We start from the raw sequence: 16,353 nt of genomic DNA, 5'->3' as shown, positions 1-16,353 counted from the left end.
GTTATAGCGGCAGAGTAAGTTGTTTTGTCCATCACCGATCTCCAGTTTGATTCGTCCGTTCCCCCTCAAGCTACGCAGCGTCCTTGCTGCGGCAGGTTGAGGGAGAGGGCCTCAACCCACTCTGCCTGGCGGGTTACTGATTCAGCAGCGCCAGAATTTCCTGTGTTCGTGCTTCCATAAGTGCGGTATCCCCGCGGGATTCCACATTCAGGCGGACTACGGGTTCGGTGTTGGAGCTGCGCAGGTTAAAGCGCCAGCCACCCAGTTCCATGCTGATACCGTCGGTATGGTCAACGGCGCTTGCCTGGGGTGCGTAATGTTGTTCCACGCGGGAAATCGCGGTTACCGGCTCAGCCAGTTTGCTGTTGATTTCCCCGGAGGCCGGGAACGCAGTCATGCGGTCGCGCACCATTTCGCCCAGTGATTTGCCTTTCACGCTTAACAGCTCAGCCACCAGTAACCACGGGATCATGCCGCTGTCGCAGTAGGCAAAATCACGGAAATAGTGGTGGGCGCTCATTTCGCCGCCGTAGATGGCGTCTTCCTGGCGCATGCGTTCTTTAATAAACGCGTGGCCGGTTTTGGACATTACCGGGGTGCCGCCAGCCTGGGTAACGATATCCACAGTGTTCCAGCTCAGGCGCGGGTCATGAATGATTTTCGCCCCGGGCTGTTTTTCCAGGAAGGCTTCAGCCAGCAGGCCAACAATGTAATAGCCTTCAATGAACTGGCCGGTTTCGTCGAACAGGAAACAGCGGTCGAAGTCGCCATCAAACGCGATACCCATATCCGCTCCGTGCTCAATCACCGCGTTACGGGTGTCGTCACGGCATTCCGGCAACAAAGGGTTAGGGATCCCGTTGGGGAAGTTGCCGTCCGGCGTGTTGTGCACTTTGATAAAGGTCACTGGCACATTCAGTGCTTTGCAGCGTGCTTCAATGGCATCCACCACCGGGCCTGCTGCCCCGTTACCAGAGTTCACCACCAGTTTGAGGGGTTTGATGTTTTTCACATCAATGTAAGAGAACAGGTGGTCGAGGTAGGCTTCACGGGTTGCCATCTGCTGGTAGCTGCCGCGTTTGGCCGGGTCAACCGGTGGGAAGTCGTTAGCTTCCGCCAGGCGCTGGACATCACGCAGGCCGGTGTCGCCACTGATTGGGCGGGCGCCTTCGCGCACCAGTTTCATGCCGTTGTAGTCCATCGGGTTGTGGCTGGCAGTCACTTCAATGCCGCCATCCACACCCAGGTGCCAGGTGGCAAAATAGATCTCTTCGGTGCCAGACATCCCAATATCCAGCACGTCCACACCGGCGTCTTGCAGGCCGCGGGCCAGTGCCAGTTTCAGGCTTTCACTGGTGAGGCGAACATCGCCGCCCACCACAATACTTTTCGGTTTGAGGTATTCGCCATAGGCCCTGCCAATACGCCAGGCGATATCTTCATTCAGTTCATCACCCAGGCGGCCACGAATATCATAGGCTTTAAAACAGGTTAATTTGCTCATCGTTTTCCCTTCTTCAGGCAACAGTCAGCCTTCCGCAGGCGCGGTGCGCACTGCAGTTGAATAACGCTTTTTATTTAAATTCGCCCGTAACGGTCGGCTAACCGGATTACGTCGTCTTCTTCAAGGTATGCGCCACTGCGCACTTCAATCAGGTCCAGTGGGATCTTGCCGGGGTTTTCCAGGCAGTGTGTCACGCCCAGCGGAATGTAGATGGATTCGTTTTCACCCAGCAGTTTTACTTCTTCACCCAGTGTGACTTTGGCGGTGCCTGCCACCACAATCCAGTGTTCGGCACGGTGGTGGTGCATTTGCAGAGAGAGCCCTTCTCCGGGTTTCACTGAAATGCGTTTCACCTGGTAGCGGTCACCGGCATCGATTGAGTCGTATTTGCCCCACGGGCGGTAAACTTCGCGGTGTACCCGGTGCTCCTGGCGGCCAGTCTGCTTGATTTGCTCAACGATTTTTTTCACGTTCTGCACGTGGTCGCGGTCGGCAATTAGTACGGCGTCTTTGGTTTGCACCACAACCAGGTCTTTCACCCCAACGGTGGTGACCAGGCCGGATTCGGCATACACATAGCTGTCCTGGGTTTCATGGCAGATAACATCGCCGTGGCGCACGTTGCCATCTTCCCCTTTCGGGCTGATTTCCCACAACGAAGACCAGGAGCCAACATCACTCCAGCCTGCGTCCATTGGCACCACCACTGCATCGGCGGTTTTTTCCATTACCGCGTAGTCAATGGATTCATCCGGGCAGGCCAGGAAGGCTTCTTCGGCTACACGGATAAAGTCCAGGTCAGGGTCAACGCCGTTCATTGCCTGCTGGCAGGCATCGAGAATATCCGGGCGGAATTTGGCCAGTTCTTCCAGGTAACGGTCGGCACGGAACAGGAACATCCCGCTGTTCCAGTAGTATTCGCCGGTATTCACGTAGTTTTGCGCGGTTGCCAAATTTGGTTTTTCAACAAACTGCGCCACGTTAAAGGCCACAGCATCGGTCGCGTCGTTAGTCAGGTTATGCACTTCGCCGCGGCGAATGTAGCCATAACCCGTTTCCGGTTGGTCTGGCACAATGCCGAAGGTCACCAGTTTTCCTGCTTCGGCAAATGGCATGGCGGCGCGCACGGCATCGCGGAACGCGTCTTCATTCTGGATAACGTGGTCTGCGGCCAGCACCAGCATCAGCGGGTTGTTGTCCGGGCACTGGCGTTTGGCGGCCAGCGCAGCCAGGGCAATGGCAGGCGCGGTGTTGCGCCCGGCCGGTTCCAGAATGATGTTTTCTGTCAGCATGTGCAGTTGGCGTAGCTGTTCCGCAACAATAAAACGGTGTTGCTCGTTACAGATAACCACCGGGCTTTCACAGGGAATGCCGTCCAGGCGGTGCAGTGTGGACTGTAACATTGTCAGGTCCCCTTTCAGGCAGAGGAACTGTTTAGGATAAAGTACCCGGGACAGTGGCCACAGGCGGCTACCGGAGCCCCCGGCCATAATGACCGGATAAAGTAATGACTGACTCATGATTTAACCCCGAATATCAGCGAGAAATTGGCTTAACACGTTCTCTTTTTCGAGCGTGCGTTCGGCATATTCACGTGCCACCGTGTTGTCCTGCGGCATGTTCAGGGCATGAATAATCCCTGCTGCCAGTGCATCGGGTGATTCTGGTTCCACACACACGGCAATACCCGGCACACTGGTGCATAACTGGCCCAGTTCGGTTTCCGGCTCGGCAGTAATCACTGCGTTACCGCCAACGGCGAGAATATTGGTGAGTTTGGAAGGCAGTACGGCATCCGCCGCGCCACGGCGCTGGATAACCAGGTGGCAATCCCCCATGCGCAACAATGCAGGCAGCGCTTCATAGGGTTGCAACGGGAAAAACCGCATATTGTGCAGGCCGCGCTCCTGTGCCAGCGCTTCCAGCCGTGCTTTGCCCCCACCCTGGCCGACAATAACGAATACCCAGGGTTCATCGGTGTAGCGTGCAGCCACATCAATCACGCTTTCCAGCCCCTGTTTTTCGCCAATGTTGCCGGAGTAGAGCACCACTTTGTGCCCGTCCGGTATGCCCAGTTGTTCACGCAAGGCATGTGCCGCCTGGTCATCCACCTGGCGAAAGCGTGCCACTTCAGACCAGTTGGGGAAGAAGATAATCCGTGCCGGGTCCACGCCTTTTTCCCGCGCTTTATTCATCATGGAGCGCGAAATGGTGGAAACCCGGTCAACATTGAGCAGGCCACTGCGTTCAAACAGGCTGGCGAATTTTGCCAGCTTGCCGCCCTTGCCCTTCCCTGCCATGCCAAGGCCCAGCATGGCGTCTACTTCGTAGTCCTGAATATGCAGTACCGTGCGCGCTCCGCTGAGTTTTGCCAGCAGGCGCATGCCCGGTACACAAAACAAGGTGGGAACCACGCCAATAATGCGGTCCGGCTTCCAGCTGCGTTGAGCCATCAGCGGGAAAAACGAACTCGCGGCAAAGCTCCCCAGGTGCAGCAGGCGTTTTATCGTTGACGGTTTTGCCGGGACATACAGTGGGCAACGCCATACGGTTGCGCCGTTGCGCTGTTCTTTACGCCAGCGCCAGGATGAATACTCACCCTGCACTTTCCACTGTGGGTAGTAAGGAGGCGCGGTAATCACCCGCACCTCGTGGCCCTGGCTCACCATCCAGTCCACCATTTCACCGGTGTACTTGCCAATGCCGGTCAGTTCCGGTGCATAGTTGATGCCATAGACCAGAATTTTCATAGGCCGGGCACTCCGGCACGGCGTGCCTTGTCAAAATAGGCCAGTGTGTTGCTGTGAACGTCTTCGCTGTTGAGGACGGCTTCAGGTTTCTGCCAGCGCCAGTCGGCATGCTGTTCGTCCGGCAGGTGCAAGTCACTGGTGTTCACTTTCAGGCGGAAACCCAGCACGATGTAATGAGTGGTAAACGCATCACCGGCGAAGTTGTCGTCGTAAAAATGTTGCCAGACGCCATAAAACTCCCCCTGTTCCATGGGAATTTTGCAGCCCAGCTCGCCTTCTGTCAGGCGTTCAAACGCATGGGCCAGCGTCTCGTCTTTTTGCACCCGGCCACCTGGCACAAACCAGTACCCTTGTGCCGGGCGGTTGTTACGCCGCCCTAACAGGTATTCGCCGCGCTCGTTCTCCACGACTAAATCAATGGAGATAAGCGGAGTGCTTTCCACCACTGTGGCAAACGCTTCACGACTTAAAAACATGGTTACCCCCGGAAACGATCCTGGTGTTCAAGGAACCACGCGTAGGTGCTGGCGAGGCCTGCTTCAAGGCTAATTTCGTGGTACCAGCCCAGGCTGTGCAGGCGGGTCACATCCAGTAATTTACGCGGGGTGCCATCCGGTTTGCTGGCATCAAAGACAATACGGCCTTTGTAGCCCACAACCCGGGCAAGGGTTTCTGCCATTTCGCGAATGGTGCAGTCCACACCGGTACCTACGTTAATGTGCGACAGCATAGGTTCGGTGTTTTCCTGCCACACTTCTGCGTCCAGTTCCATTACATGGATACTGGCAGCGGCCATGTCATCCACATGCAGGAATTCGCGCATCGGGTTGCCACTGCCCCACACGGCGACTTCCGGCGCGTCCTGAATGCGGGCTTCATGGAAGCGGCGCAGCAGAGCCGGGATCACATGGGAGTTGCTCGGGTGGAAGTTATCGTGCGGCCCGTACAAATTGGTGGGCATCACAGAGCGGTAGTCGCGCTGGTGCTGGCGGTTATAAGATTCGCACAGCTTGATACCGGCAATTTTGGCAATGGCATAGGGCTCGTTGGTTGGCTCCAGTTGGCCCTGCAGCAGCTCACTTTCTTTCATGGGCTGGTGCGCCAGTTTCGGGTAAATGCACGACGAGCCAAGGAACAGCAACTTATTCACGTTGTTCACATGCGCTGCGTGAATAATGTTACTTTCGATCATCATGTTTTCGTAGATGAAATCAGCAGGGTAGGTATTGTTCGCCACAATACCCCCCACTTTGGCCGCCGCCAGGTAGACCTGGTCGATGCCTTCTTCTGCAAAGAAGGCATGTACCGCGGCGGAATCGAGCAGGTTCAGCTCGTCCCGGCCACGCAGCACCAGCTCCACATCTTCACGCGGCGCGAGCTGGCGGGCGATAGCCGACCCCACCATCCCGCGGTGGCCGGCTATAAAGATACGTTTTTTTGTCATGCTCAGGACTCCAGGGCGATAGCCACCTCATAACCGTGGGCTTTAAGCAGTGCGTGTTTCTTCGCTGCTTCCAGGTCTTTGGCAACCATTTCAGAAACCATTTGTTGCAGGGTGGTTTCTGGTTTCCAGCCCAGAACTTCGTGTGCTTTGGTTGGGTCGCCCAGCAGGGTTTCCACTTCAGCAGGGCGGAAGTAACGCGGGTCTACTGCCACAATCACATCGCCGGGTTTCACTGCCGGTGCATCGTGGCCGGTAACCGATTCAACAATGCCCTTCTCTTCCACGCCTTTGCCTTCAAAGCGCAGTTTGATACCCAGCTGAGCTGCCGCCATTTCCACAAACTGGCGCACGGAATACTGCACACCGGTGGCAATAACGAAGTCTTCTGGTTTGTCCTGTTGCAGCATCATCCACTGCATTCTTACGTAGTCGCGGGCATGGCCCCAGTCACGCAGGGAGTCCATGTTCCCCAGATACAGGCATTTTTCCAGGCCCTGGGAAATGTTGGCGATAGCGCGGGTAATTTTACGGGTTACGAAAGTTTCGCCACGGCGCGGGGATTCATGGTTAAACAGAATGCCGTTACAGGCGTACATGCCGTAGGATTCACGATAGTTTACGGTGATCCAGTAAGCGTACAGTTTTGCCACTGCATACGGTGAACGCGGGTAGAACGGTGTGGTTTCTTTCTGCGGGATTTCCTGCACCAGACCATACAGTTCAGAAGTGGATGCCTGGTAGAAACGGGTTTTCTTTTCCAGGCCCAGGAAGCGAATGGCTTCCAGCAGGCGCAGGGTGCCCATGCCGTCCACGTCAGCGGTATATTCCGGAGATTCAAAAGACACGGCTACGTGGCTCATTGCCCCCAGGTTGTACACTTCGTCCGGGCGAACTTCAGAGAGGATGCGCGTCAGGTTGGAGGTATCCGTCAAATCACCGTAATGCAGGTGGAATTTCGGGTTGGTGGTGTGCGGATCCTGGTAGATGTGATCCACGCGCTCAGTATTAAACGAGGAAGCACGGCGCTTGATACCATGTACTTCATACCCTTTGTCCAACAGGAATTCAGCCAGATAAGAGCCGTCCTGTCCGGTTACGCCGGTAATAAGAGCCACTTTACTCATATTCATTTTCCTCTGTGAATAATTATCGGACTTCGTTGGGAGTCTCAGGCTGCGCCTTCCATTGAAGACACAGGTTGGGTATCCACGCGTTTGCGTATCACCACTGCCGGGTTGCCACGGCAAATTGCGTTGCCGGGCAATGATGCAAAAACACTGCTGCGCGCACCCACTACGGTGCCATCGCCAATCGTCAGGCCAGGCGCGACAAATACGTCTGTCGCCAGCCAGCATTTTTCGCCAATCACGATGGGGTGCGCGGAAATATCGAAGTAGTCACTCATGTAGTCGTGGCTGCCGGTGCACAGGTAGCACTTCTGGGACACCACGGCGTTTGCGCCAATGGTGATATCTCCCAGGGTGTACAGTACGGCGTCGTCACCCACCCAGGCGTAATCACCCAGGGTTAATTTCCACGGATAAGTAATTTTGACTGAAGGGCGAATTACCACCCCTTTGCCAATGCGTGCGCCAAATAAACGCAGCAGGAAAGCACGCCAGCGGTACATAATTTGTGGTGACCAGGCAAATAAGGTGGCCTGTACAGCCCACCATAATTGAACTTTAATGCCACCGGCACCACGAAACCCCGCCGGAACGGTGAAGTTTTTTAAATCCTGCATAGTTAATCCTCAGCGGTATAGTGCATGGGAACCCCTTCATATCTCAGGTGATTATTGCTAAACCCTGTGTTATATGAATATTTCCAGTATCAACCAGGCACTTCGTCTAAATCAGGCCAATTTAATTATCAGGCTTTGTTATATAAGGCCTTAGCTTTACCTGTCGTTCTCAGGCGCAATTGATAAGACAATTCCGCCCAAAAACCAGGAACATGCAGTATCTTGCGTTGTACAGTTTTTGCGTCCTGACATAATTCAATGTTATTAGAGGTTGAGACACCTCCCATTGAAAATTCAGAAACCAAACATTTGATGCGTTTAAACCGGTAACCTAATTTATACATACGTGCAGTCAGCGCATAATCTGATGACACACGGTATTTCAGATCATAAGGGTATTGTTTTAAACCATTTACCGGGAAAAATATTGCCTGATGGCTTGCTGGCAGGCTGTGGTAAATATACCAGCCATGTTTCGCAGTGCGGCGTAACTTATTGCCATCGCCAAAATCAAGCAGAGCATCGCCAAGGTACATTACCTTGCCTTTATTACTGTCTTGTTGCATTTGGCGAACAAATTCCGCCACATCGGCATGGAATACGTCACCCGAGTTCAGGAAGATGGCATACTGGCCCTGAGCCATGGCAATGCCTTTGTTCATGGCATCGTAAATGCCTTTATCTTTCTCGCTCACATAACGTAAGTTGTACTGGCCATTACAGTTTTCGAGAAATTCTTCCGTACCGTCTTGTGACAGTCCATCTACCACAATCCACTCAAACGGGATACCCGCCTGTTCCAGGTGAGCCAGAGATTGCCAGGTTTTTACAACACCTGCGTAATTTCTGAAAGCAACAGTAATCACACTTAAAAACGCCATAGCGAACCTCTTCAGGATACTGTCTGCGCCAGCGCTTTGCGCAAAATAAACGGGCAGACAATTAAAAACGCATATTCCGGGCTAAAAATTGAACCAGTAAAGAACAATGACAAAGGCATAAATAAATATAACTGCACGCGATAGTTACGGTTATTACCAAAAGCTGCAGGTACCATTTTTGCCACTTTAGTCATGTACCAGACTGTTAAAGCAACTGCGAACCAGGAAAAATAAATAATCAGCAGATACAACCCATTGTCTATGGTTTTACCCACATCCGCACCGTTAAAAATTCCGAATGATGCGACATATTCGTAAAGCGAGCCAAATCGGACTATTCCGTCAATATTGGTTAATGAATAACCCACCATTACCAGTGGACCAATAATACGGTAGTACGAAGAAGACCCGGCGGTTCCCAGATCACCAACACGTTCTGCTATATAAGGGAACCCCAGTACCAGCCCCACCAAGAAAACCGCAAGAGAAATAATTGCCAGCGGTAGTTTCTTTCTGATAGCGCTTTTATTCAGGTACTGAAATGCCCACTCCAGCAAATAAAACATGATAAACGTCATTACACCGGAAAAGGACCCCGAGAGAACAATCCCTGCAAGAATCATAACATCAGTTTTCGGCGTTTTGATACCAAACTGCTTGATGCTGAGCCAAATTGAGATTAGTGCCAGGGCGAAGAATGCCGGTTCAAAATACAGTGCTGTGGTTCGTTTCCCACCAAAGCTAATAAAATTGAGTACATAGCTGTTACTGTATATGAGAAATTTGGATATATTCTCAATCAGGCTACTGCCGCCAGTGAGTAATATTTGCGCCATTTCTGCCGCGGCTATCATCACGATAATCCCTACCACCACATAAAACGCCCGCAACAGTTTGCGGTGGTTACGCAGTGAAATAGGTTTAAAGCGGCAACTCCATGTCATACCGATTATCACAACGATGTAGACAAACAACAGCGTTGAGGTGACGTACTTACTGGCATCCAGTGATTTGCCGAAAATGTAGTTGTAAATTGTCAGCCCGGCGCCAATGCCCAGTGCGACAAACAGCTTTTTAAGGCTGATACGCTCTAAAAACAGCAGCAAAATGGCGGGCATAAATGTCACTACCGTTATTGGGAAGCTGGCACCAATTTGCGCCAGCTTCACATTCACCACCAGGTAGGTGAACGGCAGGATGAGGTAGCTACAGACTCTGATAGAACGAGACATATTCCTCCAGCATCTGTTGCCCACTGAACGCTGCGCGGCTGCGTTGTTTGAAATCATTCAGAGATGAACCAAACAGAGTTTGCGCCAGTTCACTCCGGCGCTGCGCCGCCAGCCCACTCGCCTGCGCTTTATCCACCGTGACACCCTGCACTTTGCTGAGCACTTCCTGCGCGGCTTCACTGTGGGTGGCAATGACCGGTAAACCAATGGACAGCGCTTCACACAGAATTAATGGGTAGTTATCTACCCGGGAGCTGAACAGCAATGCATCCAGTTGGTTGAGTTCCTGCATTAACGCGGCTTTGTCAGTCAGAAAACCGTGGTTGACCACGTTCGCACCTTCAAAAGGCGAGAATTTACCAAAGGTGTGCACTTCCACGTCGCCGCGGGCAATAATGTCGCGCACCAGTTGCGGGTCAGTTTTGCCGTCGTAGCGTAAATCATGAGCTACCACAGCCAGCCGTGGTTTGCTGTTTTCTGCCGGTGCATCTGGCAGGTTTGCCAGAATGGTTTCGGTAGCCAGATCTATTCCGTTATTGATAACCTGGCAGCGCCCTGCCCCATACAGGCTGTTGAACGCCTGCGCCACATGCTGGCTGGGGGAAATAAACTGGCAGCCCAGTGCCAACATGGTATTGATCAGGCTGCGTTTTTTATCTATGCGCTTTGCTGCCAAATCGACTTTTACCGGCGGGTAGTTATTCAGCCCCGGGCACGCCTGGCAGCCCGTTTTCCAGCCATCACAGCCATCAAGAAATGCGCAACGCCCGGTAATACTCCAGTGGTCGTGCAGGGTCCATACCAGGGTGGCATCGGGTTTGGCGGCTTTCAGGCGGCGGCAAAAATCCACCACAGAAGCAAAGTTAAGCCAGTAGCTGTGCAATACGTGAAAATGTAAAACCACCGGGCCTTTCGTTGCCAGCAGGCGGCTATACAGGTTGTTCAGGTTGCCGAACGGGTCGCGGTTCAGAACCCGAAACAGCGCAAGGTTAATCATGGAAACCAGTTGCGGTGTGTGTTTTTCGGCATGGGGGATGTTATCGTGGCTGACACTTTTCTTGCCGCCCTTGCCATAGCCATAAATAAAACGAGACTGCCAGCCCTGCTTCAGCGCACGCTGGTGCAGATCCAGCGCGACCCCGGCCGCGCCGCCTTCTGCCAGGCGTACATTAAATTGCAGAATATTCATTTAATAACCTTCACTCGCGCTTTTTCACCTGTTACCAGCGCGTTATCCGGAATGCTGTCCAGTACGACGCTTCCCGCGCCAATCGTCACATTGTTGCCAATGCTGATATCGCCTATCAGGATGACGCCCGCGCCCAGTTCCACACCGTTTCCAATGACCGGGCAGGCCAGGCTGTCTGGCCCGCGGTTACCAATGGTGACACCGTGACGAATAGTGAAATCATCTCCGGCAACCACAAATTTATTGATAACCACTGCGTAACCGTGGTGAATAGTGAAACGGCGGCCAATCGTGGCGGCGGCCTGGATTTCATAACCAAACAGGCATTCAGTGATAAAGCGGTACAGCAGGAGTAATGGTGCTGCCCAGATATTGTTAATCACGCTTTTTTTGCGCCATACGGAGCAAAAGTGAGCAAAACGGTACGCCACAACCATGCAGCAAGGGCGCAGGCTCCAGCTATTTGCGCGTAAATCTTCCAGCAGCATTTATTTTCCTCGCAGCCCATACGCCAGACGGCGTGAATTACGCACAGAGAACAGTGCCAGCAGTGTACGCAGTGACATCCGTTTGTTGCGGATTTGGTACAGCGTGAACAACTGGTATTTCTTGCTGGCTTTGTCGAATTTGCTTTTGTGTTTGCGGTAGAAATTGAAATAGCCGGAGAACTGTTTCGGCGATTTGGTTATCTGCATTTCACCGTGGTTGATGTGCAGAATTTGCGTAGCTTCTTCCACTTTCCAGGGTTCGCCCCACGACATCACCATGCGCAGGAAGATGTCGTAATCCTGCGCGGCACGCAGTTGGGTATCAAACAGGCTTTCTTTAAAGCGGTTTGCCAACGAGAACACCTGGTTGCCAATAATATTGCGTTTAAAAAACAGCTTGCGGGAATACGGTGATTTTGGGTACAGCGGCAGGCTGTTGGGCTGGGTGTACACTTCGCCCTGGCAAATGTAGTCGTTGGCGTATAAAAACGCGTGGCTCACCAGTTGGTGTTTTTGCGCCAAAAATGAGGAAAGCCGGTTTGGCATCCACTCATCGTCGTCGTCAATGCCGGTAATATAAGAACCCTGAGCGCGTAAAATCGCCTGGTTACGCACGGCACAGGCACCACTGTTGATGTCGTTGTGAATATAAGTCAGGCGCGGGTCGTTAAGCGATTCGACAAAGGCCTGTAACTGGTCCCAGGATTCGGAACAGTCATCCACAATAATCATTTCCCAGTTGTCAAAATCCTGGCGCAGCACTGATTTAATAGCGCGAATAGCCAGTTGCTGACGGTTCCATGTCGGCATATAGATAGATACCAGAGGGCGCGATGGTGTGGTCATCTTTCCATTCCCCATTAGCTGAAAGTGAAAAGTCAGGTTGGTGTCCGGTTGCAGGTGGCGGCACCGCCCGCAGGCGGTACCGGTTTACATCAGCCGGTTATTTGGCATCCGATTTATATTCGTATTCGTAGTAACCGTAATCCTGGTAACCCGATGCGCGGCGGAAGATGGAGTTCAGAATCACCCCTTTCACCTGAACGCCGTTCTGTTCAAAGCGACCAAGGCTGGTTTCCACTTCTTTCAGGGTGTTGACTGCATAGCGTGCCACCATCAGGGTGGTACCGGCATGGCGGCCAACAACAGCGGCATCCGTTACAGCAAGGATTGGCGGTGTATCAATCAGTACCAGCTCGTAGTTCTTGCTGGCCCAGTTGATAAGCGCTTCGAAACGTTCACTCATCAGCAGCTCTGACGGGTTCGGTGGGATTTGCCCACGCGGGATCAGGTCAAAGTTGGCAATGGTGGTTGGGCGTGCGGCTTTTTCCAGCGGGCTGTTATCTGCCAGCACATCCGACAAACCATGCTGGTTGCTGCAACCCAGCAATTCGTGGGTGTAGCCTTTACGCATATCACAGTCGATAAGCAGCACTTTTTTATTGGTCTGGCTGATAACCGCCGCCAGGTTGGCACACACAAACGTTTTACCAATGGACGGGCTGACCCCGGTCATCATCAGGACGTTGTTGGATGCCTGCATCATGGCAAAGTGCAAACTGGTGCGCAGGCTGCGTACTGCTTCAATTGCCAGGTCAGTTGGGTTACCCACCGCCAGCAGTTCGCTCTGCTTATAGCGCCGGTTGGTTGTACTGCCTTTGAGGTGCTTAACTTTACTGCCGCTTTTCCCGGCGTTATCGCGCGCTTTTTGCCATTCAGACAGCGGGATACTGGCGTACACACTGATCCCGGCTTCTTCCAGCACTTGCGGGCTTTCAATACCGCGGTTCAGCAGTGAGCGCAGCAGAACACCAACAATGGATAACATCAGCCCCAGAATAATGCTGCCGAGGATAACCAGCGCACCACGGGGTTTTACAATGCCCGGTTCGGTGACCGCAGGGTCCACAATACGCACATCGCCAACGGTACTGGCTTTCTGGATTTTCAGTTCCTGCTGGCGGTTCAGCAATTGCATGTACACTTGCTGGCCGGATTCCACATCACGGGTTAACTGCACCACTTCCTGCTGGGTTTTCGGCATTGCAGCAATACGTTTTGCCAGCTGTGCTTTTTCGTTTTCCAGCACCTGGCGCTGTTCAAGCAGGGTGCGGTAAGACGGGTGCGCTTTGGTGTACAGCTTGGAGATTTCTGCTTCTTTGAAAGTCAGTTCATTCAACTGGGAATCAATGTTCACCATTGAATCCAGCACAGACTTCGCTTCCAGTGATAAATCCACAGAATCTTTCTGCTGGCGATAAGTGTTCAGTTTGCTTTCAGCGGCATCCAGGTTATGGCGTACCACTGGCAGTTGCTTCGCCAGGAAGTCGAGGCTTTTCGCCGCTTCTTCAGATTTACGCTCAACATTCTGTTCAAGGTAGTTACGGGTAATGCTGTTGAGAATTTCACGGATCTGGTCGCGGTCTGCCCCGGTATAGGTCAGGCTGAGTACCCCGGTATCTTTGCCGTTTTCAGCCACTGTCAGGCTGTTGGTCAGCTGGTTTATCATGCCCAGCGTGGAGTATTTGGTAACGGTAAACTCGCTGCCTTCGTGAGCATTAATCCCCGATACCAATAAAGTCAGACCATTTTTAGTTAATGGCTGCCCCACCTGCCCTTCTGCACTGAAACCGTTGTTACTGGTAAAGCGGTAGCGGGTTGGGCTAAGCACCTCCAGAGTAAACTCGTCTTTATGCATGGCTTTCGGCACGTTAAAGGTGCTGACAGTCACGCTTTCATTCTGCCGCCCCATTAACCGGTCCCAGCCGGCACCGAAAACAGGGAAAGTATTCTTTTCAACGTCAATGTCCAGATTCAGGTCATCAACCGTTTTCCCCAGAACCATACGTGAGGTAATCAGTTGCATTTCTGCATCGGACTGTGGCGCTTTGTTTTGCAGTGCAGAGTTAATGTCCTGCACCAGAGAACTGCTGCCATTCTGTTCGATTTGCACCAGTGCGTCGGCTTTGTAAATCGGCGTCGCGAACATGACATAGGTTACCGCAACCATGGCAAACAACGCAGTGATGCCAAGTACCCACCAACGGGCTTCAATCACGGTACCAATCAGACGACCGATATCAATCTCGTCGCTGCCATCAGACGAGGCGGAGGCGTGTTTAATGCGTTCTGTCATTGTTATCCCTGCTGAACTGTCAGTGCGTCCGCCCACTTGCGGGCAGAAAGGTCAAGAAGCTCATACACCGCTTCAAATGCCTCCTGGCTTTTGCGCCAGGGGTCCGGAATTTCACGTTCACTGTCCCAGTGACCAAACAGCATCACTTTGCCACGCATTTCTGGCGCCATTTCGCACAATGCGGCGATATGGCGGCGTTCCATAGTGAGGATAAGGTCGTAGTTGCGGCACATTTTGCCTGACACCTGGCGGGCGCAGTGCCCGTCCAGAGAGAGGTTGTGCAGACGGGCGACTTTCGCCGCCGTCGCATCAGCATGCTTGCCGACCAGGGCGCCTAACCCGGCTGAATCTACGTTAAGCTCTGGTTGGTACGCTTTCAGTAAACGTTCCGCAGTTGGGGAACGGCAGATGTTCCCCACACACACCACTAGAATTTTATTGAACATAAGCGGTTACCAGTTATGAACGTCACTCGCCGCATTAATCATGTAGCGAACGCCTGTTATCGTCGGTACCAGTTGGTTAACCAGTCGACCCCAACGCGCCACTGGCGCTGTCGTGACATACACCACGTCGTAAGGTTGCAGGCGGAATTCTGTCGCCATCACCAGCGATGTGGCATCAGACATATCCAGCTGATAGATATTGGCAATTTTTCCGTCCTTGCTGTTACGGATAGGACGAATTACGAAGATGCCACTGGCATTGGCGCTGGTCAGGTCGATACCTTCTGCCTGGCCGAGTGCTTCGGTCAGTGTCATGCCACTGAAGTCCATTTTGAGCGTGGTCTGTTTTTTCACTTCGCCCATTACGAAGACTTTCAGGTCATCGTTACGTGGCACAAACAGAATGTCGCCGGGGTACAGTAAGTGGTTCTGGCTCAGGTCGCCGTTTTGCATCAGCGCCTGCAGTGAAATGCGTTGTTCGCGCCCGTTGTGGGTCAGTACCACATTGCGCCAGTCGGCCATATCGGTCAGGCCACCTGCCGCATTCACCGCATCAAGAATAGTCAGTGGCACATTGGTGATCGCCTGTTGGCCGGATTTGAGCACCTGGCCGGAGACATAAACTTTCTGCGAGCGGAACGCAGCGACATTAACGTCCACCTGCGGGTCAGTAATGTACTTCGCAAGGCGGCCGGTAATATCACTACGGATTTCACTCAGGGTTTTCCCTGCTACGTGAACTTTGCCGATATAGGGATAAAAGACCGTGCCATCCGGGGCAACCCAGTTACCGGTGTCGCTGGAACTACGGTACTGGCCTGCCGGGGTGGTCAGTTCAGGGTGATCCCATACAGTGACGTTAAGCACGTCGCCCGGGCCAACCCGATACTGGTAATTCGCCATTTCTTGTTCAAGAGACGCATTGGGTTGAGCCACTTCCGGGCGGGGGCGTAATTCTTCAACCAGACGAGGCGTCAATGGATAGACGTTTACTAACTTATCCAGATCAAAGTCAGCGTCCTGTTGTTTTATCACATCTTTTCCCATTGTAGACATGTTGCTACCTGGAAATACTGTACAGCCACTCATCAGGCCCACCGATACCAGCAGGGGCATCAATTTTAGTCTGGATATCATCATTGAATATTAATCACTATGGTAGAGTAATTATCCTGAACGCTGCTGATAGCAACATTACCGCTAACTTAAAAAGAGAATGCGATGCTTATACATAAAATATAACTGGCATCAGTCCTAAAATTTGCTTATTCACCCTCAGAACATTGACAGAATAATTATTGGATATTAGGGGCTTCAGGCACGCTACCGCCCTTGGCTTGCAGTTACCAATCTACTGAAAATTCATTGCCTTGCAATGCACGCAACGGTGCTGAGATGCACAAAAATACTGCAGTGAAATATCCGGCCATACATCTGTTAAAAATATCTAATTTGGGTGTTCTTAATGCAAAACTCATTTAACACCTGATGGATTGTTGCAGCTAAATAAATAGCAGGCAAGGTACGATACCCTGCACC

15 protein-coding genes are annotated in these 16,353 nt (G+C 52.5%); all 15 read right to left on the bottom strand.

Annotated features, from left to right (window positions below; all coding sequences use genetic code 11):
• Positions 1-133: 133 nt before the first annotated feature.
• The 15 genes from cpsG to DES37_RS03330 all read right to left on the bottom strand — a co-directional run bounded on the left by cpsG (position 134) and on the right by DES37_RS03330 (position 15,954).
• Positions 134-1,504: a colanic acid biosynthesis phosphomannomutase CpsG gene (gene cpsG, locus DES37_RS03400; protein WP_110024843.1), complete on the bottom strand. Its 1,371-nt coding sequence runs from the start codon at positions 1,502-1,504 to the stop codon at positions 134-136.
• 74 nt (positions 1,505-1,578) lie between these two features.
• A complete protein-coding gene (cpsB, locus tag DES37_RS03395) occupies positions 1,579-3,024 on the bottom strand; it encodes a mannose-1-phosphate guanyltransferase (RefSeq protein ID WP_110024842.1) in 1,446 nt (481 codons plus the stop codon).
• A 3-nt stretch (positions 3,025-3,027) separates the two neighbouring features.
• A complete protein-coding gene (wcaI, locus tag DES37_RS03390) occupies positions 3,028-4,254 on the bottom strand; it encodes a colanic acid biosynthesis fucosyltransferase WcaI (protein WP_036115074.1) in 1,227 nt (408 codons plus the stop codon).
• On the bottom strand, positions 4,251-4,730 hold the full coding sequence (locus DES37_RS03385) for a GDP-mannose mannosyl hydrolase (protein ID WP_036115071.1): 480 nt from the start codon (positions 4,728-4,730) through the stop codon (positions 4,251-4,253). The genes wcaI and DES37_RS03385 overlap by 4 nt, the downstream gene beginning before the upstream one ends.
• Positions 4,731-4,732: 2 nt before the next feature.
• Positions 4,733-5,698 (bottom strand): GDP-L-fucose synthase, encoded by a 966-nt coding sequence (gene fcl, locus DES37_RS03380; RefSeq protein ID WP_110024841.1) that lies wholly within the window; start codon positions 5,696-5,698, stop codon positions 4,733-4,735.
• A 2-nt stretch (positions 5,699-5,700) separates the two neighbouring features.
• On the bottom strand, positions 5,701-6,822 hold the full coding sequence (gene gmd / locus DES37_RS03375; RefSeq protein ID WP_110024840.1) for a GDP-mannose 4,6-dehydratase: 1,122 nt from the start codon (positions 6,820-6,822) through the stop codon (positions 5,701-5,703).
• A 44-nt stretch (positions 6,823-6,866) separates the two neighbouring features.
• Positions 6,867-7,442, bottom strand: a complete 576-nt coding sequence (wcaF, locus tag DES37_RS03370; protein WP_036115062.1) for a colanic acid biosynthesis acetyltransferase WcaF — start codon at positions 7,440-7,442, stop codon at positions 6,867-6,869.
• Positions 7,443-7,570: 128 nt separating this feature from the next.
• A complete protein-coding gene (gene wcaE / locus DES37_RS03365) occupies positions 7,571-8,323 on the bottom strand; it encodes a colanic acid biosynthesis glycosyltransferase WcaE (RefSeq protein WP_110024839.1) in 753 nt (250 codons plus the stop codon).
• Positions 8,324-8,334: 11 nt separating this feature from the next.
• Positions 8,335-9,555 carry a colanic acid polymerase WcaD gene (wcaD, locus tag DES37_RS03360; RefSeq protein WP_110024838.1) on the bottom strand — a complete coding sequence of 407 codons (1,221 nt, stop codon included), beginning with the start codon at positions 9,553-9,555 and terminating at the stop codon, positions 8,335-8,337.
• Positions 9,530-10,744, bottom strand: a complete 1,215-nt coding sequence (locus DES37_RS03355) for a glycosyltransferase (protein ID WP_110024837.1) — start codon at positions 10,742-10,744, stop codon at positions 9,530-9,532. Before DES37_RS03355 ends, wcaD begins: the two co-directional genes overlap by 26 nt.
• Positions 10,741-11,229: a colanic acid biosynthesis acetyltransferase WcaB gene (gene wcaB, locus DES37_RS03350; protein WP_110025050.1), complete on the bottom strand. Its 489-nt coding sequence runs from the start codon at positions 11,227-11,229 to the stop codon at positions 10,741-10,743. Before wcaB ends, DES37_RS03355 begins: the two co-directional genes overlap by 4 nt.
• Positions 11,230-11,232: 3 nt before the next feature.
• Complete coding sequence (wcaA, locus tag DES37_RS03345) at positions 11,233-12,078, bottom strand: colanic acid biosynthesis glycosyltransferase WcaA (RefSeq protein ID WP_036115043.1); 846 nt, start codon at positions 12,076-12,078, stop codon at positions 11,233-11,235.
• Between the two features lie 97 nt (positions 12,079-12,175).
• A complete protein-coding gene (gene wzc / locus DES37_RS03340; protein ID WP_110024836.1) occupies positions 12,176-14,368 on the bottom strand; it encodes a tyrosine-protein kinase Wzc in 2,193 nt (730 codons plus the stop codon).
• A gap of 2 nt (positions 14,369-14,370) precedes the next feature.
• A complete protein-coding gene (gene wzb / locus DES37_RS03335; protein ID WP_110024835.1) occupies positions 14,371-14,814 on the bottom strand; it encodes a low molecular weight protein-tyrosine-phosphatase Wzb in 444 nt (147 codons plus the stop codon).
• A gap of 6 nt (positions 14,815-14,820) precedes the next feature.
• A complete protein-coding gene (locus DES37_RS03330) occupies positions 14,821-15,954 on the bottom strand; it encodes a polysaccharide export protein (RefSeq protein WP_110024834.1) in 1,134 nt (377 codons plus the stop codon).
• Positions 15,955-16,353 lie beyond the last annotated feature (399 nt).

Source organism: Mangrovibacter plantisponsor, from assembly GCF_003182475.1.
Taxonomy (GTDB): domain Bacteria; phylum Pseudomonadota; class Gammaproteobacteria; order Enterobacterales; family Enterobacteriaceae; genus Mangrovibacter; species Mangrovibacter plantisponsor.
This window is presented reverse-complemented; position numbering and strand designations above follow the sequence as displayed.